Annotated in this window: 22 protein-coding genes; 13 read left to right on the plus strand and 9 right to left on the minus strand. The window is 69.9% G+C overall.

Features of this window, described 5'->3' with window-relative positions; genetic code table 11:
• The first annotated feature begins 34 nt into the window (after positions 1 to 34).
• The 6 genes from L1Z78_RS18020 (at position 35) to otnI (ending at position 6,157) form a co-directional block, all read left to right on the plus strand.
• Positions 35 to 673 carry an aldolase gene (locus L1Z78_RS18020; RefSeq protein ID WP_234637749.1) on the plus strand — a complete coding sequence of 213 codons (639 nt, stop codon included), beginning with the start codon at positions 35 to 37 and terminating at the stop codon, positions 671 to 673.
• 106 nt (positions 674 to 779) lie between these two features.
• Positions 780 to 2,096 (plus strand): MFS transporter, encoded by a 1,317-nt coding sequence (locus tag L1Z78_RS18025; RefSeq protein WP_234637750.1) that lies wholly within the window; start codon positions 780 to 782, stop codon positions 2,094 to 2,096.
• Positions 2,097 to 2,131: 35 nt separating this feature from the next.
• Positions 2,132 to 3,112: a D-erythronate dehydrogenase gene (gene denD, locus L1Z78_RS18030; protein WP_234637751.1), complete on the plus strand. Its 981-nt coding sequence runs from the start codon at positions 2,132 to 2,134 to the stop codon at positions 3,110 to 3,112.
• Positions 3,109 to 4,038 carry an L-threonate dehydrogenase gene (gene ltnD, locus L1Z78_RS18035; protein ID WP_234637752.1) on the plus strand — a complete coding sequence of 310 codons (930 nt, stop codon included), beginning with the start codon at positions 3,109 to 3,111 and terminating at the stop codon, positions 4,036 to 4,038. Before denD ends, ltnD begins: the two co-directional genes overlap by 4 nt.
• Positions 4,035 to 5,312, plus strand: coding sequence for a 3-oxo-tetronate kinase (gene otnK, locus L1Z78_RS18040; protein ID WP_234637753.1), 1,278 nt, complete (start codon positions 4,035 to 4,037; stop codon positions 5,310 to 5,312). The genes ltnD and otnK overlap by 4 nt, the downstream gene beginning before the upstream one ends.
• Positions 5,313 to 5,347: 35 nt before the next feature.
• Positions 5,348 to 6,157 carry a 2-oxo-tetronate isomerase gene (gene otnI / locus L1Z78_RS18045; protein ID WP_234637754.1) on the plus strand — a complete coding sequence of 270 codons (810 nt, stop codon included), beginning with the start codon at positions 5,348 to 5,350 and terminating at the stop codon, positions 6,155 to 6,157.
• A gap of 34 nt (positions 6,158 to 6,191) precedes the next feature.
• Here otnI and L1Z78_RS18050 read toward each other — a convergent pair whose 3' ends face one another.
• Together L1Z78_RS18050 and L1Z78_RS18055 are read right to left on the minus strand one after the other, a co-directional pair.
• Complete coding sequence (locus tag L1Z78_RS18050; RefSeq protein WP_234637755.1) at positions 6,192 to 6,563, minus strand: oxidoreductase; 372 nt, start codon at positions 6,561 to 6,563, stop codon at positions 6,192 to 6,194.
• A 103-nt stretch (positions 6,564 to 6,666) separates the two neighbouring features.
• Positions 6,667 to 7,578, minus strand: coding sequence for a LysR family transcriptional regulator (locus tag L1Z78_RS18055; protein WP_234637756.1), 912 nt, complete (start codon positions 7,576 to 7,578; stop codon positions 6,667 to 6,669).
• Positions 7,579 to 7,722: 144 nt separating this feature from the next.
• On the opposite strand from L1Z78_RS18055, the gene L1Z78_RS18060 reads away from it, so the two are divergent.
• From L1Z78_RS18060 to L1Z78_RS18090, 7 genes are read left to right on the plus strand one after another with little or no spacing between them, the layout of a single operon-like run.
• Complete coding sequence (locus tag L1Z78_RS18060; protein ID WP_234637757.1) at positions 7,723 to 8,277, plus strand: PCC domain-containing protein; 555 nt, start codon at positions 7,723 to 7,725, stop codon at positions 8,275 to 8,277.
• Positions 8,270 to 8,716, plus strand: coding sequence for a PPC domain-containing DNA-binding protein (locus tag L1Z78_RS18065; RefSeq protein ID WP_234637758.1), 447 nt, complete (start codon positions 8,270 to 8,272; stop codon positions 8,714 to 8,716). Before L1Z78_RS18060 ends, L1Z78_RS18065 begins: the two co-directional genes overlap by 8 nt.
• Positions 8,713 to 9,546, plus strand: coding sequence for an SDR family NAD(P)-dependent oxidoreductase (locus L1Z78_RS18070; RefSeq protein ID WP_234637759.1), 834 nt, complete (start codon positions 8,713 to 8,715; stop codon positions 9,544 to 9,546). Before L1Z78_RS18065 ends, L1Z78_RS18070 begins: the two co-directional genes overlap by 4 nt.
• Positions 9,547 to 9,583: 37 nt before the next feature.
• Positions 9,584 to 10,750, plus strand: a complete 1,167-nt coding sequence (locus L1Z78_RS18075; RefSeq protein WP_234637760.1) for an acetyl-CoA acetyltransferase — start codon at positions 9,584 to 9,586, stop codon at positions 10,748 to 10,750.
• Positions 10,747 to 12,450: an acyl-CoA synthetase gene (locus L1Z78_RS18080; protein WP_234637761.1), complete on the plus strand. Its 1,704-nt coding sequence runs from the start codon at positions 10,747 to 10,749 to the stop codon at positions 12,448 to 12,450. Before L1Z78_RS18075 ends, L1Z78_RS18080 begins: the two co-directional genes overlap by 4 nt.
• 45 nt (positions 12,451 to 12,495) lie before the next feature.
• Complete coding sequence (locus tag L1Z78_RS18085; RefSeq protein ID WP_234637762.1) at positions 12,496 to 13,509, plus strand: TRAP transporter substrate-binding protein; 1,014 nt, start codon at positions 12,496 to 12,498, stop codon at positions 13,507 to 13,509.
• Entirely contained in the window at positions 13,506 to 15,383 is a 1,878-nt protein-coding gene (locus L1Z78_RS18090) for a TRAP transporter large permease subunit (protein ID WP_234637763.1), read from the plus strand. Before L1Z78_RS18085 ends, L1Z78_RS18090 begins: the two co-directional genes overlap by 4 nt.
• Before the next feature lie 72 nt (positions 15,384 to 15,455).
• Here the strand turns inward: L1Z78_RS18090 and L1Z78_RS18095 are convergent, their stop codons facing one another.
• The 7 genes from L1Z78_RS18095 to L1Z78_RS18125 all read right to left on the minus strand — a co-directional run bounded on the left by L1Z78_RS18095 (position 15,456) and on the right by L1Z78_RS18125 (position 21,670).
• Positions 15,456 to 15,692 carry a VF530 family DNA-binding protein gene (locus L1Z78_RS18095; RefSeq protein ID WP_234637764.1) on the minus strand — a complete coding sequence of 79 codons (237 nt, stop codon included), beginning with the start codon at positions 15,690 to 15,692 and terminating at the stop codon, positions 15,456 to 15,458.
• Positions 15,616 to 16,902 carry an MFS transporter gene (locus L1Z78_RS18100; protein WP_234637765.1) on the minus strand — a complete coding sequence of 429 codons (1,287 nt, stop codon included), beginning with the start codon at positions 16,900 to 16,902 and terminating at the stop codon, positions 15,616 to 15,618. Before L1Z78_RS18100 ends, L1Z78_RS18095 begins: the two co-directional genes overlap by 77 nt.
• Before the next feature lie 14 nt (positions 16,903 to 16,916).
• Positions 16,917 to 17,264: a DMT family protein gene (locus L1Z78_RS18105; RefSeq protein ID WP_234637766.1), complete on the minus strand. Its 348-nt coding sequence runs from the start codon at positions 17,262 to 17,264 to the stop codon at positions 16,917 to 16,919.
• An 81-nt stretch (positions 17,265 to 17,345) separates the two neighbouring features.
• Positions 17,346 to 18,011: a hypothetical protein gene (locus L1Z78_RS18110; protein ID WP_234637767.1), complete on the minus strand. Its 666-nt coding sequence runs from the start codon at positions 18,009 to 18,011 to the stop codon at positions 17,346 to 17,348.
• Positions 18,012 to 18,169: 158 nt separating this feature from the next.
• Entirely contained in the window at positions 18,170 to 19,516 is a 1,347-nt protein-coding gene (locus L1Z78_RS18115) for a sigma-54-dependent transcriptional regulator (protein ID WP_234637768.1), read from the minus strand.
• Positions 19,501 to 20,826 (minus strand): sensor histidine kinase, encoded by a 1,326-nt coding sequence (locus L1Z78_RS18120; RefSeq protein ID WP_234637769.1) that lies wholly within the window; start codon positions 20,824 to 20,826, stop codon positions 19,501 to 19,503. The genes L1Z78_RS18115 and L1Z78_RS18120 overlap by 16 nt, the downstream gene beginning before the upstream one ends.
• 94 nt (positions 20,827 to 20,920) lie before the next feature.
• Positions 20,921 to 21,670, minus strand: coding sequence for an SOS response-associated peptidase (locus L1Z78_RS18125; protein ID WP_234637770.1), 750 nt, complete (start codon positions 21,668 to 21,670; stop codon positions 20,921 to 20,923).
• Between the last annotated feature and the right edge of the window lie 282 nt (positions 21,671 to 21,952).

The raw sequence follows: 21,952 nt of genomic DNA on the forward strand, positions 1-21,952 counted from the left end.
ATGACCTGATGACAATATCAGCCGTCAACATGCCATGAGCGACGAGTCCCGCATCCGAGAAGAAATCTGCACGGTGGGCGCCAGCCTCCATCAGCGCGGCTACACCGTCGGCGCCGCGGGCAACATCAGCGCCCGGCTCGACGACGGCTGGCTGATCACGCCCACCGACGCCTGCCTGGGCCGGCTCGACCCGGCCGAGCTGTCCAGGGTGGACGGCAACGGCCAGTGGATCGCGGGAGCCAAGCCTTCCAAGACCCTGGCGCTGCACAGGGGCATCTACGACAGGGGCCGCGAGGCGCGCGGCATCGTCCACACGCATTCCACCCACCTGGTCGCGCTGACGCTGGCCGGTGTCTGGCGCGAGGACGAGGTGCTGCCGCCCATCACCCCCTACCAGGTCATGAAGGTGGGCCGCATCCCCCTGATCCGCTACCGCCGTCCTGGCGACCCGCAGGCCGCGGCCGAGGTCGCCGCGCTTGCCGGCCAGGTGCGCGGCGTGCTGTTCGAGCGGCTGGGCCCCGTGGTCTGGGAGCGTTCGGTCACCCACGCCAGCCACGCCCTCGAGGAACTGGAAGAAACCGCCCGGCTGTGGCTGATGACCCAGCCCCGCCCGCAGCCGCTGGACGCGACCGCCATCGACGAACTGCGCACGGCCTTCGGCGCGCGCTACTGATCACCGCAGGGCGGCGCCCCACCGCCGCTTTCCTTCCTTCATCCATCCACAGCCGCGCCACCGCCATGCGGGGCAGCAAGCGGCGCATCCACCGGGAGACAAATCCATGACGACCAGCGAAATCGCGGCCGGCGCCCCCCAGGCCGAGCCCCTGGAGACGGCCCGCGCCTATGCCAAGGTGTTCTGGCGCCTCGTGCCCTTTCTCATGCTCTGCTACGTGATCGCCTACCTGGATCGCGTCAACGTGGGCTTCGCCAAGCTGCAGATGTCCCAGGACCTGGGCTTCAGCGAAGCCGTCTTCGGCCTGGGCGCCGGCGTGTTCTTCATCGGCTATTTCCTGTTCGAGGTGCCCAGCAACCTGCTGATGCACAGGCTGGGCGCGCGCATCTGGATCGCCCGCATCATGATCACCTGGGGCATCCTGTCGGCCCTGTTCATGTTCGTCGAGACACCGACGGGCTTCTACATCCTGCGCTTCCTGCTGGGCCTGGCCGAGGCGGGCTTCTACCCCGGCGTCATCCTGTACCTGACGTACTGGTACCCGGCCCACCGGCGTGCCAAGATCATCGCGCTGTTCATGTCGGCCATCCCCGTGGCCGGCATCTTCGGCAACCCGCTGTCGGGCTGGATCATGCAGGCCTTCCACGGGGACCACGGCCTCGCGGGCTGGCAGTGGATGTTCCTGATCGAAGCCATCCCCGCCGTGCTGATCGGCATCGTCACCATCCTGTACCTGGACAACGGCATCTCCAGCGCCAAATGGCTGAGCGACGCGGAAAAGAAGCTGCTGGCCCGCGAGATCGAACTCGACCAGCGGCAGGCCGGAACCCAGCAGCATTCGCTCAAGGCCGTGTTCGGCGACCGGCGCGTGTGGTGGATGTGCCTGATCTACTTCGCCTTCGTCGCGGGCCAGTACGGGCTGACCTTCTGGATGCCCACGCTGATCAAGTCCACGGGTGTACAGGGCACGCTCAACATCGGCCTGCTCAGCGCCATTCCCTTCCTGTGCGCCATCGTCGTGATGAACCTGCTGGGCCACAGCGCCGACAAGCGCCGCGAGCGCCGCTGGCACCTGATCGTTCCTGCGCTGATGGGCGCCGTGGGCTTCGCCATGGCGGCCCTCTTCTCCGCCAACACCCTGCTGTCGCTGGTCTTCCTTTCGCTGGCAGCCGGCGGCGTGCTGACCTGCGCTCCACTGTTCTGGTCCCTGCCCACGGCCTTCCTGTCGGGCACGGCGGCTGCGGCGGGCATTGCCATCATCAACTCGGTGGGCAACCTGGCCGGCTTTGCCAGCCCCTACATGATCGGCACCCTCAAGGACCTGACCCAGTCCACCCAGGCCGGCATGTTCGTGCTGGCGGCCATTCTCGTCATCGGTGCCATCGCGGTCTGGCTCACCCCCGCAAAGATGGTGAACCGCTGATACGCATTCCTTTCCACTTCCCGAACTCAAGCCCCATGAAAGTACTGATCACCGGCGGCGCCGGATTCCTCGGCCAGCGCCTGGCCCGCAAGCTGCTCGAACAGGGTGCGCTGCACCTGGCAGGCGTGCGCTGGCCCATCCACCAGATTGACCTGCTCGACGTGGTGGCCGCCCCCGACTGCAACGACCCGCGCGTGCGCCCCGTGGTGGGCGACATCGCCGACCCGCAGGTGCTGCGGGCCGCCATAGACCAGGACACGGCCGTGATCTTCCACCTGGCCGCCGTGGTCAGCGGCCAGGCCGAGGCCGACTTCGACCTGGGCATGCGCATCAACCTGGACGCCTCGCGCGCGCTGCTGGAGGCCTGCCGGGCTGCGGGCCACATGCCGCGCGTGGTCTTCACCAGCTCGGTGGCCGTCTATGGCGGCGCCCTGCCCGAGACCGTGCTCGACGACACCGCCCTCAACCCCCAGTCCTCCTACGGCACGCAAAAGGCCATCGCCGAATTGCTGCTGGCCGACTACACGCGACGCGGCTTCGTCGATGGCCGCGTGCTGCGCCTGCCCACCATCAGCGTGCGCCCGGGCCGCCCCAATGCCGCGGCCTCCTCGTTCGCCAGCGGCATCATCCGCGAACCACTGGGCGGCGAAGCCGCCAACTGCCCCGTGGCCCCGGGCACGCGCCTGTGGCTGCTGTCGCCGCGCCGCGCCGTCGACGCCCTGGTGGCGGGCTGCGAACTCGATGCCACGGCCATCGGCGAGCGCCGCCCCATCAACCTGCCCGGCGTGTCCGTCAGCGCCGGCGACATGGTGCAGGCGCTGCGCGAAGTGGCCGGCGACGCGGTGGCGGACCGCGTGAGCTGGCAGCGCGACGACAAGATCGAGCGCATCGTCGGCAGCTGGCCCGGCCGCTGGGACACGCGCCGCGCCGAGCAGCTCGGCCTGCAGGGCGATGGCGACTTCGCCAGCATCGTCCGCGCCTACATCGCCGATGACCTGACACCCGCCAAGCCATGAACGCCACCGACTCCCCCCGCACCGCACCGGCCGCCGTCGGCGTCATCGGCCTGGGCGCCATGGGCGCGGGCATCGCGCAAAGCCTGCGCCGCGCAGGCCATACGGTCCATGCCTATGACCTGCGCCCCGAGGCCGTGGCCGCCTTCGCCGCCCAGGGCGGCACGGCTTGCGCCACCCTGGCCGACATGGCGGCAGCCTGCACCGTCGTGGTCAGCGTGGTCGTGAATGCCCGCCAGACCGAGGCCGTGCTGTTCGGCGAGGGCGGCCTGGCCGCATCGCTGCGCCCGGGCTCCGTCTTCATCATGTGCTCCACCGTGGACCCCCGCTGGTCCGAGGCGCTGGAGACCCGGCTGCAGGCGCTGGGAGTGCTCTACATCGACGCCCCCATCTCGGGCGGCGCCGCCAGGGCCGCCGCAGGCCAGATGACCATGATGACGGCCGCCCGCCCCGAAGCCTACGCCGCCTGCGAAGGCGTGCTGGATGCCATGGCCGGCAAGGTCTACCGCCTGGGCGACCGCGCCGGCGCGGGCAGCCGGGTCAAGATCATCAACCAGCTGCTGGCCGGCGTGCACATCGCGGCGGCGGCCGAGGCCATGGCCCTGGGCCTGCGCGAAGGCGTGGCCGCCGATGCCCTGTACGAGGTGATCACGCACAGCGCCGGCAACAGCTGGATGTTCGAGAACCGCATGGCCCACGTGCTGGCCGGCGACTACACGCCGCTGTCGGCCGTGGACATCTTCGTCAAGGACCTGGGCCTGGTGCTGGACACCGCCCGCCACAGCACCTTCCCGCTGCCCCTGGCTTCCACGGCCCACCAGATGTTCATGCAGGCATCGACGGCGGGCCACGGCCGCGAGGACGACAGCGCCGTCATCAAGATCTTCCCCGGCATCACGCTGCCGCAACCCGCCACGGAGGCCCCATGACCCTGCAGCTGGGCTGCATAGCCGACGACTTCACGGGCGCCACCGACCTGGCGAACAACCTGGTGCGCGCCGGCATGCGCGTGGTGCAGAGCATCGGCGTGCCCGACGCGCCGGTGGGCGACGATGTGGACGCCGTCGTGGTCGCGCTCAAGTCACGCACCACCGCCCCCGAAGAAGCCATTGCCCGGTCGCTGCAGGCACTGCGGTGGCTGCAGGGCCAGGGCCCCGGTGGCCGTGCGCCGCAGATCTATTTCAAGTACTGCTCCACCTTCGACAGCACGGCGCGCGGCAACATCGGCCCCGTCACGGAGGCGCTGATGGATGCCCTGGACTGCGACTTCACCATCGCCACCCCTGCCTTCCCGGACAACCAGCGCACCGTCTTCAAGGGCCACCTGTTCGTGGGCGACGTTCTGCTCAGCGACAGCGGCATGCGCAACCACCCGCTCACGCCCATGACGGACGCCAACCTCGTGCGTGTGCTGCAGGCGCAGACACGGCGCAAGGTCGGCCTCATCGACCATGTGGCCGTGGCCACTGGCGAGGCCGCCGTGCGTGCGCGCATGGCCGCCCTCCAGGCCGAAGGCGCGGGCCTCGCCATCGTCGATGCCGTCTCCAACGACGACCTGCTGCGCCTGGGCCCGGCATTGAAAGACATGCCCCTGGTCACGGCCGGCTCGGGGGTGGCCATCGCCCTGCCCGCGAATTTCGGCATCCGGCCCACGCCGCAGGCCGCCGCCCTGCCGCCGCCCACCGGCCTGCAGGCCGTGGTCTCGGGCAGTTGCTCGGTGGCCACCAACGCCCAGGTCGCGCACTTCATCGCCTCGGGCCGGCCGGCACTGGCCATCGACCCGCTGCGCATCGCCACGGGAGAGGACGAGGCCGGCCGGGCCCTGGCCTGGGCCCGCCAGCACATCGCCAGCGGCCCCGTGCTGGTCTACTCCACGGCCGAATCCTCGGCCGTCAAGGCCGTGCAGGGCCGCCTGGGCGTGGAGAAGGCCGGCGCCCTGGTGGAGCAGACCATCGCCGCCATCGCCCAGGGCCTAGTGGAGATGGGCGTGCGCCAGCTCATCGTCGCCGGTGGCGAGACCTCCGGCGCCTGCGTGCAGGCACTGCGGATCGCGCAGATGCGCATCGGCCCGCAGATCGACCCCGGTGTCCCCTGGTGCCATGCCGTGCCGCCCACGGCTCCCGAGGGGCTGCACATCACGCTCAAGTCGGGCAACTTCGGCACGGTGGACTTCTTCACCAAGGCCTTTGCCTGCCACCAGTGACACACTGGGCACCTACCGCAACGCAAGAGAGAACCATGCCCCGCTTCGCCGCCAACCTGTCCATGCTCTACAACGATGTGGACTTCCTCGACCGCTTCGCCGCCGCAGCGCGCGATGGCTTCCAGGCCGTCGAGTACCTGTTCCCCTACGACTTCGCGCCCGGGCAACTGGCCGATCGCCTGCGCGACAACGGCCTGCGGCAGGTGCTGTTCAACGCCCCGCCCGGCGACTGGAGCGCGGGCGAGCGCGGCCTGGCCTGCATTCCCGGGCGCGAGGCGGAATTCGCCGAGGGCATGGAGCGCGCCCTGGCCTACGCCCAGGCCCTGGCCTGCCCGCGCATCCACGTCATGGCCGGCCTGAAACCGGCTGGCGTCAGCGACGAGGCGCTGCGCGCCACCTATGTCGCCAACATCCGCCATGCCGCGCGCCTGGCCGCCCCCCATGGCATCGCCATCCTGCTGGAGCCCATCAACGGCCGCGACATGCCCGGCTTCTTCCTGAACCGCCAGGACCAGGCCCATGCGCTGGTGGCGGAGATCGCCGAGCCCGGCATCGAGAACCAGGTCCAGGTCCAGATGGACCTCTACCACTGCCAGATCGTCGAGGGCGACCTGGCCATGAAGATCCGCCAGTACCTGCCCACGGGCCGCGTCGGCCACATCCAGATCGCGGGCGTGCCCGAACGCCACGAGCCCGACATCGGCGAGATCAGCCACGGCTATCTGTTCAAGCTGCTGGACGAGCTCGGCTACGACGGCTGGGTGGGCTGCGAATACCGCCCCGCGCGCGGGGCGGCCCCGCACGGCACCAGCGCGGGGCTTGGCTGGCTCAAGCCCTGGCTGTAGCCTGGGTCGGCATCAACCAAGAAGGTCGCCTGGCTCAGGCGTATTCCAGGTCGCCGTGCTTGCCGGCCACCCGCTTGCCGGCCGACAGCGACATCATCAGCAGGGCGATCGCCTCATGCATGATCAGCGTATGCGTGTTGCCCGTGGCCACCATGTGGGCGCGCAACGACTCGCGCACCTGGGGGGAGCCCGTCACGTCGATGATGATGTCCACCGAGGGATCGACCAGCTCCATGAAGCGGGCGGTGACCGGCACGCCGCGCGCACGCGCCAGGGCAATGCCGGGCTGCTCCAGGTCCAGGTCCGCCACGCCGAGCACCTGCACGAAGGGCGCATCCAGCAGTTGCCGAAGCAGCGGCGTGCCGGTATCTCCCGCACCAATGACCACGATCTGGAAGGCTTGCATGGGATAGTCCTCGTTTCCTTGTTCAAAGCACCGGCCCATCATAGGAATTCCGTTTCGCCGGCAGGCCGTCGCCCGCGACGGGAATGCATTTGCTTGCGCCAGATCAAATCACGGACAGGGCATGGCCGCATTTGCGGGGCATGGGCACGGGCAACAGCTGCCCCAGCGCCTTCACCAATGGCGAGTCATCGGCGCGCCGCCAGACAGCCACCGTGTCCACCACGGTCCTTTCACCCTGCAGGCGCCGGTAGGCCACGCCCTCTCGCTGCATGGCCTGCACGCACGAAGGCACCAGGGCAACGCCCATGCCGCCCGAGACCAGGCTGACGATGGTGTGCATCTGCCGCGCAGCGAACAGCCGGGGGCTGAAGCCATGGCGCATGCAGGTCGACACGATGGCATCGAACATCAGCGGCCCCTGGTGCCGCTCGAAACCCAGGAAACGCTCCTGCGCCAGCTTCTCCAGCGCGATGCGCCGCCCCCGTGCCAGGGGATGGCGCTGGGGCAGCGCAATCACCAGCGGCTCGCTCCACACCAGCGCGGATTCCAATGACGCAGGCAGGTCCGGCGTGCGGAACACCAGGCCGACATCCAGTCGACCGCTTTCGATGTCGTGCACGATCTGGTCGGTCGTGCCCTCCTGCAGCGACAGCCGGACCTGCGGATAGTCCTCGCCGAAGCGGCGCAGCGTGTCCGGCAGAAAGGAATAGGCCGGCAGGCTGATGAACCCGATGGCCAGGGAGCCCATGAGTCCCTGCGAGGTCTCGCGTGCACGACGCCGCAGGGTATCGGCGGCGGCCAGCACGGCACGGGCATCGCGCAGCGCATCTTCCCCGGCCTGGGTGAGCACGATGCGCCTCGATGTGCGCTCCAGCAGGGTCACGCCCAGCTCCTCCTCCAGTTCCTTGATGGCCAGGCTCACCGGTGGCTGGGTCAGGTGCAGGCGTTCGGCCGCCCGGCCGAAGTGCATCTCCTCGGCCACGGCCACGAAGCAGCGCAGATGTCGCATGTCCATTCATAGCCTCCGCAAATCGATCCATATGAATTGCAAACTTCCTTGCATTGAACCAGATCCCTAGACTGCTTCACAGGGCCTGCACGCACCATCCCGCAGTGGGCCGACACAAGCTGACCACAAGGCAGCAGCAGGAGACAAGCCATGCAGGAACGTCCAGCGGCCTTGCCCAGGCCCCGCACCCTCGTCCACCCCGGGCCCTGCAACGCATTGCGCCTGGAGCATCGGCAGGCCCCCGGCGCACGGCACCTGCGCCTGGCCCTGCCAACCGGAATATCGCTGTTCGACGCCATCGTCACGGCCCTGGCCTCGGCCGGCGTGCACAACGCCTCATTGACCCTGTTGCAAGGCGATCTCGACGACCTGGATTTCTGCGTGGCACCGCCCGATCGCAGCGGGCGGACCGTCGCCACCTACGGCCCGCCCACAACGCTGCGCCGCGCGAGACTGCTGTTCGGCAACGCCACGCTGGGCCGTTCCGAAGCGGGCGCGGCGAGCGTCCACTGCCACGCCGTCTTCAGCGACTGCGACGGGCACCTGCTCGGCGGCCATGTGCTGACGCAGCGTTGCCGCATCGCCCATGCGCCGATCGGCGCCCTGGCGACCGCGCTGGACGGGTTCGAGCTGCGCATCGCCCATGACCCCGAAACAGGCATGCCGCTGATGCGTCCGGCGACCATGCAGGCCCGCCATGACTGAGGCCTGCATGGTCGAGTCAGGCCGCATGGGCCGCGTGGCCTACGCACGCATCGCACCCAACGAAGACCTGGTGCTGGGCGTGGAAAAGCTCTGCGCCGCCCAGGGCTTTCGCAACGCCTTCGTGCGCGGCGCCCTGGGCAGCCTGGTCGATGCCTGCCTGCTACGCGCCGACGGCAGTTGCCTGCTGGTGCAAGGTCCGGCCATCGAGGTGGTCAGCCTCGCGGGGGAAGTGCGCAGCCACAGCGACGGATCGCTGCGCGCCTGCCTGAGCGGCGTGGTCGCCGACACCGAGGGCCGGGTGCATGGAGGCCCTTTCGTGGCCGGCGCCAATCCCGTCTGTATCACCTTCGAGCTGACGCTGGAAGAGTGGCTCCCCCACGCGCCGGAACTGCAACCCTCCCCATCCACCCTCCATCCCGATCCAGGAGCCTGCCCATGACCCACCGAGATTCCCATCCATCCACCGCCCGCGTCGCCGTCGTCACCGGGGGGGCACGCGGCATAGGCCGGTCCATAGGCGAATGGTTCCTGGAACGGGACTGGCATGTGGCCTTGCTGGACAGCGACGGACCGACGCTGGAGCGCACGGCGCGGGACCTCGGCCAGCCTGCACGGTTGCTGTGCCGGCGCTGCGACGTCGCGGACCCCGGTCAGGTACAGGACGCCACGACCGCGGTCATCGCGCGCTGGGGCCGCGTGGATGCACTGGTCAACAATGCGGGCGTGGCCGTGTTCAAGCCCGCGCTGGAGACCTCGTTCCAGGAGTGGCGCGCGGTCATGGCCACCAACCTGGACGGCGCCTTCCTGTGCACCCAGGCCTTTGGTGCGCTGATGGCCCGCAGCGCCGGTGGCGGCGCCATCGTCAACATCGCCTCCATCTCGGGGCTGCGGGCCAGCACGCTGCGCGTGGCCTACGGCACGAGCAAGGCCGCCCTCATCCACATGACGCGCCAGCACGCCGTGGAGCTGGGCAACCTGGGCGTGCGGGTGAACGTGATCGCTCCCGGCCCCGTGGAGACCGAGATGGCCAAGCTCGTGCACAGCGTGGCCATACGCTCCGACTACCACGATGCGATTCCGCTGGGCCGCTATGGAACGCCGCGGGAAATGGCCGAAGCCGTGGGCTTTCTGTGCAGCGATGCGGCCAGCTTCATCAACGGCCAGGTGCTGGCGGTCGATGGCGGCTTCGACGCCGCAGGCGTGGGCCTGCCCACGCTGCGCCGCCGCCAGGCAGAGGCAGCCGAGCCGGCCCGGCCCGCGCATGCATGAGCGCGACCCCATCACCGCAACACCCGGGAGACACACCATGAACCCACCCCGCATCGTCGGCTGGGGCCACACGCCCTTCGCCAAGCTCGACGCCGCCGACTCCGAACAACTGCTGCGTGAGGCCATCCACCCGGCACTGCACACCGCCGGCCTGGAGCCTCGGAACATCGACGGCATCTTCGTCGGCCACTTCAACGGCGGCCTGCTGGCCCAGGATTTCAGCGCCAGCCTGGTCGCCATGGCCGTACCAGAGCTGCGCCATGTACCGGCCGTGCGCAGCGAGAACGCCTGCGCCACCGGCTCGGCCGCCCTCTGGGCCGCGCTCGACGCCGTGCAGTGCGGCCGCGTGCGGCATGCACTGGTCGTGGGCCTGGAGATCATGAACGCCCAGCCCGGGCCGAAGATCGCCGAGATCCTGCTGCGCTGCTCCTGCGTGAAGGAAGAAGGAGGCACACCGGCCGGCTTCGCGGGCGTGTTCGGCCAGATCGCCACGCGCTACTTCGAGCGCTTCGGCGACCAGAGCGACGCGCTGGCAGCCATTGCGGCCAAGAACCACGCCAATGGCGTGCACAACCCTGTGGCCCACCTGCGGCGCGACCTGGGCTTCGACTTCTGCCGCCATGCCTCGGAGAAAAACCCCTTTGTCGCGGGCCCTCTCAAGCGCACGGACTGCTCGCCGGTCTCCGATGGTGCCGCCGCCCTGGTCATCTCGTCCGAGGCCTGCGGCAACGCCAGCGTGACGCCCGTGCGCTGGCGGTCGCGCACCCAGGTCAACGACTATCTGCCTTTGTCGCGGCGCGACCCCACGCGCTTCGAAGGCGCGGCCCTGGCCTGGCAGCGGGGCCTGGCCGATGCGCGCGCCACGCTGGCCGACCTGGGCTTCGTGGAAACGCACGACTGCTTCACCGTGGCCGAACTGATCGAGTACGAAGCCATGGGCCTGGCGCCGCACGGCCAGGGCGCACGCGCCATCCTGGATGGGAGCACGCACCGGGGCGGCCGTCTGCCCGTCAATCCCTCGGGTGGACTCAAGTCGCGCGGCCATCCCATCGGCGCCACGGGCATCTCCCAGCATGTGATGGCGGCCATGCAGTTGTCCGGCACGGCCGGTGCCATGCAACTGCCAGCCCCCCGGCTGGGCGCCGTGTTCAACATGGGCGGCGCTGCCGTGGCCAACTACCTGAGCATCCTGGAGGCGGCATGAGTGCGGCCAGCCCCTCTCCCACGGGCCGGCACGCGCCAGCCCCAGGCTCGCCCCGGGCGGCCAACCTGTCGCTGCTGCTGTCCCAGACGGCCGCCCTGTTTCCCGAGCGGCCCGGCCTGATCCACGGAGAACACCGCTGGAGCTGGGCGCAGATCGACGCCCGCGTCGATGCGCTGGTCCAGGGCCTGCGCGCGCTGGGCATGCAACCTGGGGAGCGCCTGCTGGTGCTGTCGCGCAACGGCATCGCCTTGTTCGAGAGCTGCTGGGCCGCCTTTCGGCTGGGCGCCGTCTGGGTACCGGTCAACTTCCGGCTCGCGGCACCCGAGGTGGCGGCCCTGGGCAGCGCCAGCGGCGCCACCGTCATGCTGGCCGAGCAGATGTTCGCCCTCCACGTGGATGCCGTGCGTGCGGCCTCGCCACGGCTGCGCCATGTGATCACCATCGGCCGGCCGCGCGCGGACCGGGGCGAGCATGGCTACGAGGCGCTGCTGGCGGACAACGCCGCCGCGGCGCCCTCCGTGGCCCCCGTGCATGCCGACACCCCGCTGTGGTTCTTCTACACCTCGGGCACCACCGGCCGCCCCAAGGCCGCGATGCTCACGCACGGGCAGATGGCCTTCGTGGTGGCCAACCACCTGGCCGACCTGATCCCGGGCACGGACGAGCGCGACTGCTCCATCGCCGTGGCCCCGCTGTCGCATGGCGCGGGCATCCATGCCCTGCTCAACGTGGCACGCGGCGCGGCCACCGTGCTGCCCACCTCCGACCGGCTGGAGCCGGCCCAGGTCTGGGAGCTGGTGCAGCGCCACCGGGTCACCAACCTCTTTGCCGTGCCCACCATCGTCAAGCGGCTGGTGGAAGACCCGGCGGTGGACCGCTTCGACCACGGCACGCTGCGCTATGTGGTCTATGCGGGCGCCCCCATGTACCACGCCGACCAGCAGCGCGCCCTGCGCAAGCTGGGGCCGGTGCTGGTGCAGTACTTCGGCCTGGGCGAAGTCACGGGCTGCATCACCGTGCTGCCGCCCGCCCTGCACCGGCTGGACGCAGGTGATGGCAGCGATGCAGGCCATGCAGGCGCCGGCGATGCACTGATCGGCACCTGCGGGCGAGCGCGCACCGGCATGGAAGTCGCCGTGCTGGACACCGACCTGCGCCCCGTGCCCACGGGCCACATCGGCGAGATCTGCTGCAGGGGCCCGGCCGTGTTCACGGGCTACCACGACAACCCCGAGGCCACGGCCCAGGCGCTGCGCGGCGGCTGGTTCCACACCGGCGACCTGGGGCGGCTGGACGCGCGCGGCCTGCTCTACATCACGGGCCGGGAATCGGACATGTACATCTCGGGTGGCTCCAACGTCTACCCCCGGGAGGTGGAGGAGCTGCTGCTGACCCACCCGGCCGTGGCCGAGGTCGCCGTGCTGGGCATGCCCGATGCGGCCTGGGGGGAGATCGGCGTGGCCGTGGTGGTCGCGCGCGAAGCCGGCGAGGGCGGCGAAGGCGCTGCCGGCAGCCTCACGGCACAAGACCTGCTGGCGTACCTGGACGGGCGCTGTGCCCGCTACCGCTGGCCGCGACAGTTCCACTTCTGGGACGCGCTGCCGCGTTCGGGCTACGGCAAGGTGGCCAAGAAGGACATCCGCGAACGCCTGCTGGCCACCGCCCCGCAGGGAAAGGAGCCCGCCGCCCCCGCTGCCTGACATGCCCCCCATTGATCCACAAAGACAACATCCAGGAGACAAGCCATGCCCCTTTCCCGACGCCATGTGCTGCAGGGCGCCGCCGCCTGCGCCCTGCCCGCCGCGACGCTGCGCAGCGCCTTCGCCCGCAAGGCCGAGTTCCGCTACAAGTACGCGAACAACCTGCCCGCCACGCATCCCATGAACCTCCGGGCCCTGCAGATGTCGCAGGCCATCCTGGCCGAGACAGGCGGGCGGGTGGACATCCAGGTCTTTCCCAACGGCCAGCTGGGCTCTGACACCGACGTGCTGGGCCAGTTGCGCTCGGGCGGCGTGGAATTCTTCACGCTGTCGGGCCTGATCCTGTCCACCCTGGTGCCGGCGGCCTCCATCAGCGGCGTGGGCTTTGCCTTCGACGGCTACGACAGCGTCTGGAAGGCCATGGACGGCGAGTTGGGCGCCCACATCCGCGCGCGCATCGCCCAGGCCAACCTCGTGGCCATGGAGCGCATCTGGGACAACGGCTTTCGGCAGATCACCTCATCGACCCGCCCCATCGCCAGCCCGGCCGACCTCAAAGGCTTCAAGATCCGCGTGCCCGTCTCACCGCTGTGGACCTCCATGTTCAAGGCCCTGGACAGCGCGCCCGCCTCCATCAACTTCGCCGAGGTCTATTCCTCGCTGCAGACAAAAATCGTGGACGGCCAGGAGAACCCGCTGGCCATCATCTCCACGGCCAGGCTCTACGAGGTGCAGAAATACTGCTCGCTCACCCACCACATGTGGGACGGCTTCTGGTTCCTGGCCAACCGCCGCGCCTGGGAGCGGCTGCCCGCCGAGCTGCGCACCCTCGTGGCCAGGCACATCGACGCCGCGGGCCTGGGCGAGCGCGACGACGTCGCCGCCCTCAATGCCGGCCTGCAACAGGAACTGGCCGCCAAGGGCCTGGCCTTCAACCATGCCGACACCGCCGCCTTCCGCGCGCAATTGCGCAAGGCCGGCTTCTATGCCGAATGGAAGCGCAAGTATGGCGACGAGGCCTGGGCCATTCTGGAGCGCAGCGTCGGGGCGCTGGCATGAGCGCGCCACAGGACAGCGGCCCCCGCCCGCCGACGCCGGCCGGCGGTGCACTGCGGCACCTCGACCACTGGCTGGGCACGGCCGTGGCCTGCGCCGCGGGCCTGCTGGTGCTGGCCGACATCGGCGTGTTGTTCGCGGGCGTGGCGGCACGCTTTGTCTTTCACCGGCCCCTGGTCTGGGCGGACGAACTGGCCTCCATGCTCTTCATCTGGCTGGCCATGCTGGGCGCCGTGGTCGCCCTGCGGCGCGGCGAGCACATGCGCATGACGGCCCTGCTCTCTCGCATGCCGCCCGCGCGCCAGGCCCTGTTCGACGCCATCGGCCATTGCGCCGCACTGGCCTTTCTCTGCCTGCTGGCCTGGCCGGCCTGGGAATGGGCGTCCGACGAGCGCTTCATCACCACGCCCGCCCTGGAAATCTCCAACGCCTGGCGCGCCGCGGCACTGCCCACGGGCATCATTCTGATGGCCGTGTTCTCGGTGCTGCGCCTGATAGGCAGCGGGCCGGGCGCGGGACAGGCCACGGCCCCCAAGGCCCTGGCCATCGTGGCCGCCATCACGGCGGCTTTCGCGCTGGGGCACGCCGTGTTCGAGGACCTGGGCCGCCTGAACCTGCTGGTCTTCTTCGTCGGCGTGGTCGCGGTCTGTGTCTTCAGCGGCGTGCCCATCGCGTTCGCCTTCGGCCTGGGAACGCTGGGCTATCTGGCCCTGGCCACGGACACCGGCCTGCCCGTGATCATCGGCCGCATGGACGAAGGCATGTCCCACCTCATCCTGCTGGCCGTGCCGCTGTTCGTCTTCCTGGGCCTGCTGATCGAGATGACGGGCATGGCCCGTGCCATGGTGGGCTTTCTCGCGGGCCTGCTGGGCCATGTGCGCGGAGGGCTGTCCTATGTGCTCGTGGGAGCCATGTACCTGGTCTCGGGCATCTCCGGCTCCAAGGCAGCCGACATGGCGGCCGTGGCCCCGGCCCTGTTTCCCGAGATGCGCCAGCGCGGAGCGGACGAGGGCGACCTCGTCGCCCTGCTCTCGGCCACGGGCGCGCAGACCGAGACCGTGCCGCCCAGCCTGGTGCTGATCACCATCGGCTCGGTCACGGGCGTGTCCATCGCCGCGCTGTTCACGGGCGGGCTGCTGCCCGCCCTGGTGCTGGGCCTGTCGCTGTGCGTGGTCGTCTGGTGGCGCTCGCGCCACGACCGACCGCCGCAGGCCCGACGCCAGCCCTGGGCGCAGATCGCACGGCTGGGCGCCATCGCCCTGCCGGCCCTGGCCCTGCCCTTCGTGATCCGCGCGGCCGTGGTCGAGGGCGTGGCCACGGCCACCGAAGTCTCCACGCTGGGCATCGCCTACGCGGCCCTCGCCGGCCTGCTGGTCTACCGCCAGTTCGACTGGCGCCGCATCGGCCCCATGCTCGTGGCCACGGCATCGCTGTCGGGCGCCATCTTGCTGATCATCGGCACGGCAACCGCCATGGCCTGGGGCCTGACCCAGTCGGGCTTTTCCCGCTCGCTGGCCGAGGCCATGGCCGCACTGCCCGGCGGCGCGCCCGCCTTCCTGGCGGTCTCGCTGCTGATCTTCATCGTCCTGGGCTCGGTGCTCGAAGGCATTCCGGCCATCGTGCTGTTCGGCCCGCTGCTGTTTCCCATAGCACGCGAGCTGGGCATCCACGAGGTGCACTACGCCATGGTCGTGGTACTGGCCATGGGCCTGGGCCTGTTCGCGCCGCCGCTGGGCGTGGGCTACTACGCGGCCTGCGCCATCGGCCGCATCCACCCGGACAAGGGCTTGCGCCCCATCGTGGGCTACCTGCTGGCGCTGCTGGCGGGGACCGTCATGGTGGCGGCGATTCCGTGGCTGTCCATCGGCTTTCTGTAGACGGGAGCACGGGACACGGCTGCGGCCTGCCAGACGGCATCTGCCTGCCCAGGGTTGCGGGCGGCACTGTGTTCACTTGCGCAGCATGTCCAGGTAAAGCGCCTCCACCTTTTCGCGCGCCCACGGGGTTTTGCGCAGGAATTTGAGGCTGGAGCTGAGGCTTGGCTCGTGCGAAAAACAGCGCACAGGCATCTGCCGCGCCAGGCCCTCCCAGCCATGGCGGGCCTGCAGTTCACGGACGATGGTCTCCAGCGTCACGCCATGAAGCGGGTTGCGTGGCTGGGCGTTGGCGGGCGGGGTCTGGTGCATGGGGGCATTGTCGCCCTGATCGCCCCGCGGCAGGACGTCCTGCACACCAGCACAGCACAAGCGCCAGCAACGCGATAGCACCCAGTGACAGGAAGGCCGCATCGAACCCGAAGCGTTGCGCGATCCAACCCGCCAGTGCCGGGCTGGCTGCTGCACCCAGGCCCTGAAGCGTCATCACCACCCCCAGGCCCGCATTGACGTGACCCGTGCCCCGCAACATCTGTGCGACCAGACCCGGCAGCGCGACACCGAGAAGCCCCGCGCCGACCCCATCCAGCACCTGGACCGGGACCAGCGCCCAGTCACTGTCCCAGGCGGCGGCGACCAGGCCGCGCAAAGGCAGGGACAGCAAGGCGATCCTGACCAGCGCCCAATATCCCTTGCGCCGGGCATGGCGCCCGGCCATCAAGGCCATGGGAATCATGACCAGTTGCGCCACGATGATGGTCAGGGCCGTGAAGCCGGCGGGATCGGCATGGCCGCGCGCCACGGCCGCTTGCCCCAGCAGCGGCAGCATGGCCGCATTGCCCAGGTGGAACAGCAGCATGACGGCGGCCAGCCACGCCAGCGATGGCGTGCCCGCCAACACGCGCAGCAGCGGGGCTGGCCGCAGGGCGGCCGCACCGCAGGAGACGGTGGTGCCCGGCCCCGCCTCGTGCAGCCTCATCCGTCCCAGGCACATCAGCGCCGCGCAGCCCATCAAGGCCATGAGGACGAACACCGACGGCAGTCCCCAGCGAAAGCCCATGGCGCCGGCCAGTGCCGCCGCGGCCACATTGCCCGCATGGTTCCAGGCTTCGTTGATGCCCAGTTGCCGAGGCAGGCCCGCATGGCCCGTGATCTGCAGCGTGATGGCCAGCAGGCAGGGGGCGACCAGGGCCGCGGCCAGGCCGGCCACGACCTGCGAGGCGGCCGTCACGGCCAGTGAGGGAAAAGCCCAGATGGCCAGGTTGCCGGCCAGCAGCAGGGCGATCGCGACGGCCAGCAGCCGGCGCTTGTGGCGCGACGCGTCGACCAGCGCGCCCAGCGGGGTGGTGGCGAGCATGCCCGCCATGCCTCCCAGGGCCATGACGTATCCGATGTCGTCCAGCCGCCAGCCTTGTGCCAGCAGGAACACGCCCAGGAAAGGCCCCATGCCATCACGCACATCGGCCAGAAAGAAATGCAGCCCTGGCAGCCAGCGCCGCGCATTGCCGTGCCTGCCCTGCATGCAGCCTCCCTGCATCAGCGCAACGGCCCCTTGAAGACGAAGAAGGCGCCCAGGCAGATGAAGCCGAAGCCCACGAGATGGTTGAGGGTCAGCTTCTCGCCCAGGTACAGCACGGAAAACGCCGCGAACACCACCAGCGTGATCACCTCCTGCATGGTCTTGAGTTCGGCGGCGCTGTAGACCTCATGGCCCAGCCGGTTGGCCGGCACCGCGAAGCAGTACTCGGCCAGCGCGATCAGCCAGCTGACCAGGATGACGAGATACAGCGGCCGGTTCTCGAACTTCAGGTGCCCATACCAGGCAAAGGTCATGAAGATGTTGGATATCAGCAGCAGCGCGATGGGTGCAATCTTGGGAGACATGTCTGTTCGGAGGGAGGATGCGAAAGGGCCGCCCCAGGGGATCTGGGTCCCGCAGGGGCGGCATCGGAAGGATCCGGGAGATCAGGGGCGGTCGTACAGCGGCTGCAGATCGGACAGGCTGGCTCCCGTGCTGACGGCCTCCAGCGAGGCTCCGTACGCGTTGCGGGTGCCCAGGCCCGAGGCGGCGAACGGCTGTCCCTGTCGCAGGGCCTGCTGCAGCGCATGGGGAGGAAAGCGCACGATGCTGCCGTCCGACAGGATGACGCCCTGCGCCTCGCCGCGCGGGCCCGTGAGCACGACGTCGATGTGCCCCTGGGCCTGCTGCGTCTGCAGGCCGGCCATGCGCAGGTGCGCCGGCATGGGGCGGCCGCCGCGAGGCGCCGGCGGCTGGTCGTACACGGTCTGTCCGGTGGCCGTGTTCACGATGGCATCGGCCTTGACCGAGCTGGCCGATTCACGGCGGCCGATGACACGCACCCGGTCACCGACCTGGACGGCCGCCGTCAATGCCTCGGCGAGATGCGGGGGAAAGCGCACGATCGTGCCGTCGGAAAGGCGCAGGCCATCGACCTCGCCGTAGGGATTGGTCAGCAGCCGGGTGACCGGGCTTTCCAGCTCGGCCTGCATCGCGGCGGGCATGGCCCGTGCAGGCGCGGGTGGGGCGAAGGGTGCTGGCGGAGCGGCATGGGCATTGAATGCGCCCAAGCCCAGCCACACGAAGATCGGAGAAGCGGCAAATCGGTACATGAAGACTCCTGGGGTTGCAAGGGACATGCTCCCTTCAGTGCAAGTGCCATGCCAGGCGGCGGCTTCATGAAATCAAGGACTTGCGATCGCCCTTCCCCCGAGGGTGTCCGATCCGGCGACACAGGGTGTCACCCGGACGGACGGTTCGCAGGCGTGCTTCAGCCCAGGCCGAACTCGGCGAGCTTGCGATACAACTGCTGGCGCGAGAGTCCCAGGCGGCGCGCCGCCTCGGCGCGATTGCCCCGGGACGCGGCAAGGGCACGCGTGACCATCTCACGCTCCAGTTGCGCGATGGCGGGGGCCAGCGGCCCGTTCCAGTCGATGGCGGGCCCGGAGGCCGCCGCCGGCTGCAAGCCCAGGTGCTCGGGCCCGATGACCGGCCCGGGGCACAGCAAGGCCGCCCGCTCCATGGCATTGCGCAACTCGCGCACATTGCCGGGCCAGTCATGGGCCAGCAGCATGCGCGCCGCGTCTGCGCCCAGGCGCCTGGGCGTGGCTGCGCCGAGCTGGCGCAGGAAATGCTCGGCCAGCAGCAGGATGTCGCCCAGCCGCTCGCGCAACGGGGGCAGGTGCACCGGCACCACCTGGAGCCGGTACCACAGGTCCTCGCGGAACCGCCCTTCCCTGACGGCCGCCGGCAGGTCGTGATGGGTTGCCGCGATGATGCGCACATCCACCGCAATGGCCCGGCCCGCGCCCAGCGGCGTGATCTCCCGCTCCTGCAGCGCCCTGAGGATCTTGGCCTGGGTGGACAGCGGCATGTCGCCCACTTCATCCAGGAACAGCGTGCCGCCCTGCGCCTGCCGGAACCGCCCCGCGCGGTCACCGACCGCCCCGGTGAAGGCGCCTTTCACATGGCCGAACAGCTCGCTTTCCATGAGGTCCGCGGGAATGGCCGCGCAATTGACGGCCACGAAGGGATGGTCCGACCGGGCGCTGTTGCGGTGCAGGGCCCGCGCCACCAGTTCCTTGCCCGTGCCGGTCTCGCCCAGTACCAGCACCGTGGCCTCGCTGCCGGCCACCAGGCCGATGCGCTTGAAGACCTGGCGCATGGCCTCGCTGCCGCTGACCAGCTCGTTGTCGCCGTCTTGGTCGCCCTCCGCAGGCTTGCGGGCCGCTTCGCCGTCGTTTTCGCCCTGCGCCTGGCTGCCGCCGACCAAGGCGCGCTCCAGGGTGTCGACCAGTGCCGCCCTGGCGATGGGCTTGGCCAGGTGGTCGAACGCGCCCAGGCGCATGGCTTCGATGGTGTTGCCGCCACTGGCATAGGCCGTCAGCATGATGCAGGGCGCCCGCGAGAGGCTGCGCGCCTTGCGCAAAAAGGCCAGCCCATCCTCGCCCGGCATGCGCAGGTCGACGATGGCCGCATCCACGGGGCCGGACTCGAGCAGCCCCAGGCCCGCCGCAACGCTGGGCGCCTCGCTGACGTGGTGGCCGAGATCGCGGAGCATCTCGGCCAGGCTTTCCCGGAAGGCGGTGTCGTCGTCGACGATCAGGATGCGGGCCATGGCAGTTCCATCTCCATGCGGGTGCCTCGTTCTGTGCCGGCCAGGGATATCCGTCCGCCATGGGCTAGCACGATTTCCCGTACCAGGGTCAGGCCAAGCCCTGTTCCACCCGGGCGCGCCGTGGCGAAGGGCTCGAAAAGCGTTTCGCGCAACTCGGCCGCGATGCCGCAGCCATCATCGGCGACCCACAGCCGCAGCATGCCGTCTCCATGGCGGTCCGCCCCCAGCTCCACCGTGCCGCCGCTGGCCGTGTGCGCCAGCGCATTGAGCAGCAGATTGTCCAGCGCCCGGGCCATCTGCCGGGGATCGAGCAGCGGCCGGACCGTGCCCCGGGCCAGATCGCCGGACAGCGAAACCGCCAGCCGCACGCCCCGGGCCTGGGCCATCTCGGCATGGGCCTGGCGCCGCTCCTCGAACAGCTGCCGCAGGTCCACCGGCCGGGGCTCCACCCGGAAAGGCTGGGTCAGGGCCAGCAGGCTGGACACCAGATCCTCCAGCCGCTGGGTCTGCGCCAGCACCGCCTCCAGCGCGCCCGACATGCGCGACTCGCGCAGCTGCGCGGGAGCGGCAAGCGCCGTTTCGGCCTTCATGCGCATCGTTCCCAAGGGGTTGCGGATCTCGTGCGCCAGGCCTGCGGACAAACGGCCCAGCGTCGCCAGCCGCTCGGCGCTGCGCAACTGCTGCTCCAGCCCCTGCGACTGCCGCTGCCAGCGCCTGAGCGTCCTGCCCAGCCACAGGCCCGACACCAGGACCATGCCCAGCAGCAGGCTGACGGCCAGCAGGAGCGGCTTGACCACATCGGCGCCGATCAAGGGGACACGCATCAACGTCCACGCCACCAGCCCCGCTGCGTCGGCCTGGGCCGGGCAGGCGGCAAAGACCACGGCCTCGCGCAAGCCGGGGCGCAGGTCGGTCACCAGGCCGCCGGAGGCTCTTGCGCGCTCGGCGGTGGAGACGATGCGCTCCATCTCCGCGCTGGGAGCATCCCGCTTGATGCCGGAGCCGTCATAGGTCGGAAAGGCATAGGCCACGACCCCTGCGCCATCGCGCCAGAATCCGCCCTCCATGCCCGGACTGTCACGCAAGGCCAGATCCAGCACGGCCTGCATCGCAGAAGACTGTGCAGGGAAAGCCGGCCCCGCCAGCCCGGCCGCGTCCATGCGCGCGGCGCCCGCCTGCAGCGCACTGCAACTGACCCCTGCCAGATGGCGCGCGCGGTCGATCTGCTGATCGGTTCCCTGCCGCGTCAGCAGCATGAGCAGCCACACCAGCACGAGTGCGACGGCCGAGATGGCGGACCACAGGACCACCAGATCCCGTTGGATGGACTTTTGCGGATTCAGAAATGGCTCCTGAAATGATGGACCGGACCCAACCGATGAACGCGCAAGGCCTGCCCGCCCCTCACCCCAGCAACCTCTTGGCCCGCTTGTCGGCCTTGCTCTCCACCGGATTGGCCGTCAGCCAGTTGGCCGGATAGGGACGCATGAACTCGCGGGCCTTCTCGACACGTGCGCCGAGCCAGGCGTCATAGGCGCCTTTGTTGAGCACGGCGGGCATGCGCTTTTCGGCGCCGGGCTGCTGGTAGCGGTGCAGCAGCGCGTGGCTGTTGGCGTTGACGGTCAGCAAGGTGTAGCTCAGCAGGACCTCGCCGTCGGGACCGGTCCACTGCGCCCACAGGCCGGCCACGCCCATGGGCTTGCCATCGACGCGCGCGATGCGCGTGGACACGGGCTTGCCGCTGCGCAGGTCGTCCTCGAAGAAGGCCGCCATGGGCACGATGCACCGCTGGCCGCGCAGCCAGGCGTCGCGAAAGGCCTGGGCCGTGGACACGGTTTCCGAACGCGCGTTCACCAGCTTGAGCGCCCGCAGCCGCCCATCGGAGGCCGACTTGACCCAGTGCGGCACCAGGCCCCACTGGGCGGTCACCAGTTCACGCACGGGCGTGGCCGCGGGTGACGGGGGCTCGACGGCGGCCTCCTGCGCGCCAGCCTCCTGCGCAACGGGCTCGGACGGTGCTGCCGGCGCCACGCTGCGGATGAAATGGCCGGGCTTGCGCGGCCGCATGTACCGCTCGCCGGCGGCGGGCGGCTCCACGCCAAAGGCGTCGCGGTAGTCATCGGCCTGCGACAGGTTTTCGTACTGGGTGCTCATGCGGGCGATGGTACCTGCGCCCGGACCTGCCAGCGCCGGCCACCGCGCTGCGCCAGACGCGGGTGGCCATCTCAGGGGACGAAGAAAAATCAGACAGCGAATAGGACGGGTCTTATTCCCAAGCCTCCCATCGATCGATAGTCTTTTTCTATTTCACTTTCCAGCCAATTGAAGAACCTGCGCTCCGGCTCCCTGCCGCACGCATGCGGGCTGGCGGCCTTGCCACGCTCCGGAGGGAGGATCCATGCATCCATCATTGCAGAGGAAGACAGCGGCCCTGCC

The sequence above is a fragment of the Delftia tsuruhatensis genome, assembly GCF_903815225.1.
Lineage (GTDB): Bacteria > Pseudomonadota > Gammaproteobacteria > Burkholderiales > Burkholderiaceae_C > Comamonas > Comamonas tsuruhatensis_A.

Excerpts from the sequence above, each read along its gene's own strand:
- L1Z78_RS18020 (WP_234637749.1), top strand. The coding sequence starts at position 35 with ATGAGCGACGAGTCCCGCATCCGAGAAGAAATCTGCACGGTGGGCGCC.
- L1Z78_RS18025 (WP_234637750.1), top strand. The coding sequence starts at position 780 with ATGACGACCAGCGAAATCGCGGCCGGCGCCCCCCAGGCCGAGCCCCTG.
- denD (WP_234637751.1), top strand. The coding sequence starts at position 2,132 with ATGAAAGTACTGATCACCGGCGGCGCCGGATTCCTCGGCCAGCGCCTG.
- ltnD (WP_234637752.1), top strand. The coding sequence starts at position 3,109 with ATGAACGCCACCGACTCCCCCCGCACCGCACCGGCCGCCGTCGGCGTC.
- otnK (WP_234637753.1), top strand. The coding sequence starts at position 4,035 with ATGACCCTGCAGCTGGGCTGCATAGCCGACGACTTCACGGGCGCCACC.
- otnI (WP_234637754.1), top strand. The coding sequence starts at position 5,348 with ATGCCCCGCTTCGCCGCCAACCTGTCCATGCTCTACAACGATGTGGAC.
- L1Z78_RS18050 (WP_234637755.1), bottom strand. The coding sequence starts at position 6,563 with ATGCAAGCCTTCCAGATCGTGGTCATTGGTGCGGGAGATACCGGCACG.
- L1Z78_RS18055 (WP_234637756.1), bottom strand. The coding sequence starts at position 7,578 with ATGGACATGCGACATCTGCGCTGCTTCGTGGCCGTGGCCGAGGAGATG.
- L1Z78_RS18060 (WP_234637757.1), top strand. The coding sequence starts at position 7,723 with ATGCAGGAACGTCCAGCGGCCTTGCCCAGGCCCCGCACCCTCGTCCAC.
- L1Z78_RS18065 (WP_234637758.1), top strand. The coding sequence starts at position 8,270 with ATGACTGAGGCCTGCATGGTCGAGTCAGGCCGCATGGGCCGCGTGGCC.
- L1Z78_RS18070 (WP_234637759.1), top strand. The coding sequence starts at position 8,713 with ATGACCCACCGAGATTCCCATCCATCCACCGCCCGCGTCGCCGTCGTC.
- L1Z78_RS18075 (WP_234637760.1), top strand. The coding sequence starts at position 9,584 with ATGAACCCACCCCGCATCGTCGGCTGGGGCCACACGCCCTTCGCCAAG.
- L1Z78_RS18080 (WP_234637761.1), top strand. The coding sequence starts at position 10,747 with ATGAGTGCGGCCAGCCCCTCTCCCACGGGCCGGCACGCGCCAGCCCCA.
- L1Z78_RS18085 (WP_234637762.1), top strand. The coding sequence starts at position 12,496 with ATGCCCCTTTCCCGACGCCATGTGCTGCAGGGCGCCGCCGCCTGCGCC.
- L1Z78_RS18090 (WP_234637763.1), top strand. The coding sequence starts at position 13,506 with ATGAGCGCGCCACAGGACAGCGGCCCCCGCCCGCCGACGCCGGCCGGC.
- L1Z78_RS18095 (WP_234637764.1), bottom strand. The coding sequence starts at position 15,692 with ATGCACCAGACCCCGCCCGCCAACGCCCAGCCACGCAACCCGCTTCAT.
- L1Z78_RS18100 (WP_234637765.1), bottom strand. The coding sequence starts at position 16,902 with ATGCAGGGCAGGCACGGCAATGCGCGGCGCTGGCTGCCAGGGCTGCAT.
- L1Z78_RS18105 (WP_234637766.1), bottom strand. The coding sequence starts at position 17,264 with ATGTCTCCCAAGATTGCACCCATCGCGCTGCTGCTGATATCCAACATC.
- L1Z78_RS18110 (WP_234637767.1), bottom strand. The coding sequence starts at position 18,011 with ATGTACCGATTTGCCGCTTCTCCGATCTTCGTGTGGCTGGGCTTGGGC.
- L1Z78_RS18115 (WP_234637768.1), bottom strand. The coding sequence starts at position 19,516 with ATGGCCCGCATCCTGATCGTCGACGACGACACCGCCTTCCGGGAAAGC.
- L1Z78_RS18125 (WP_234637770.1), bottom strand. The coding sequence starts at position 21,670 with ATGAGCACCCAGTACGAAAACCTGTCGCAGGCCGATGACTACCGCGAC.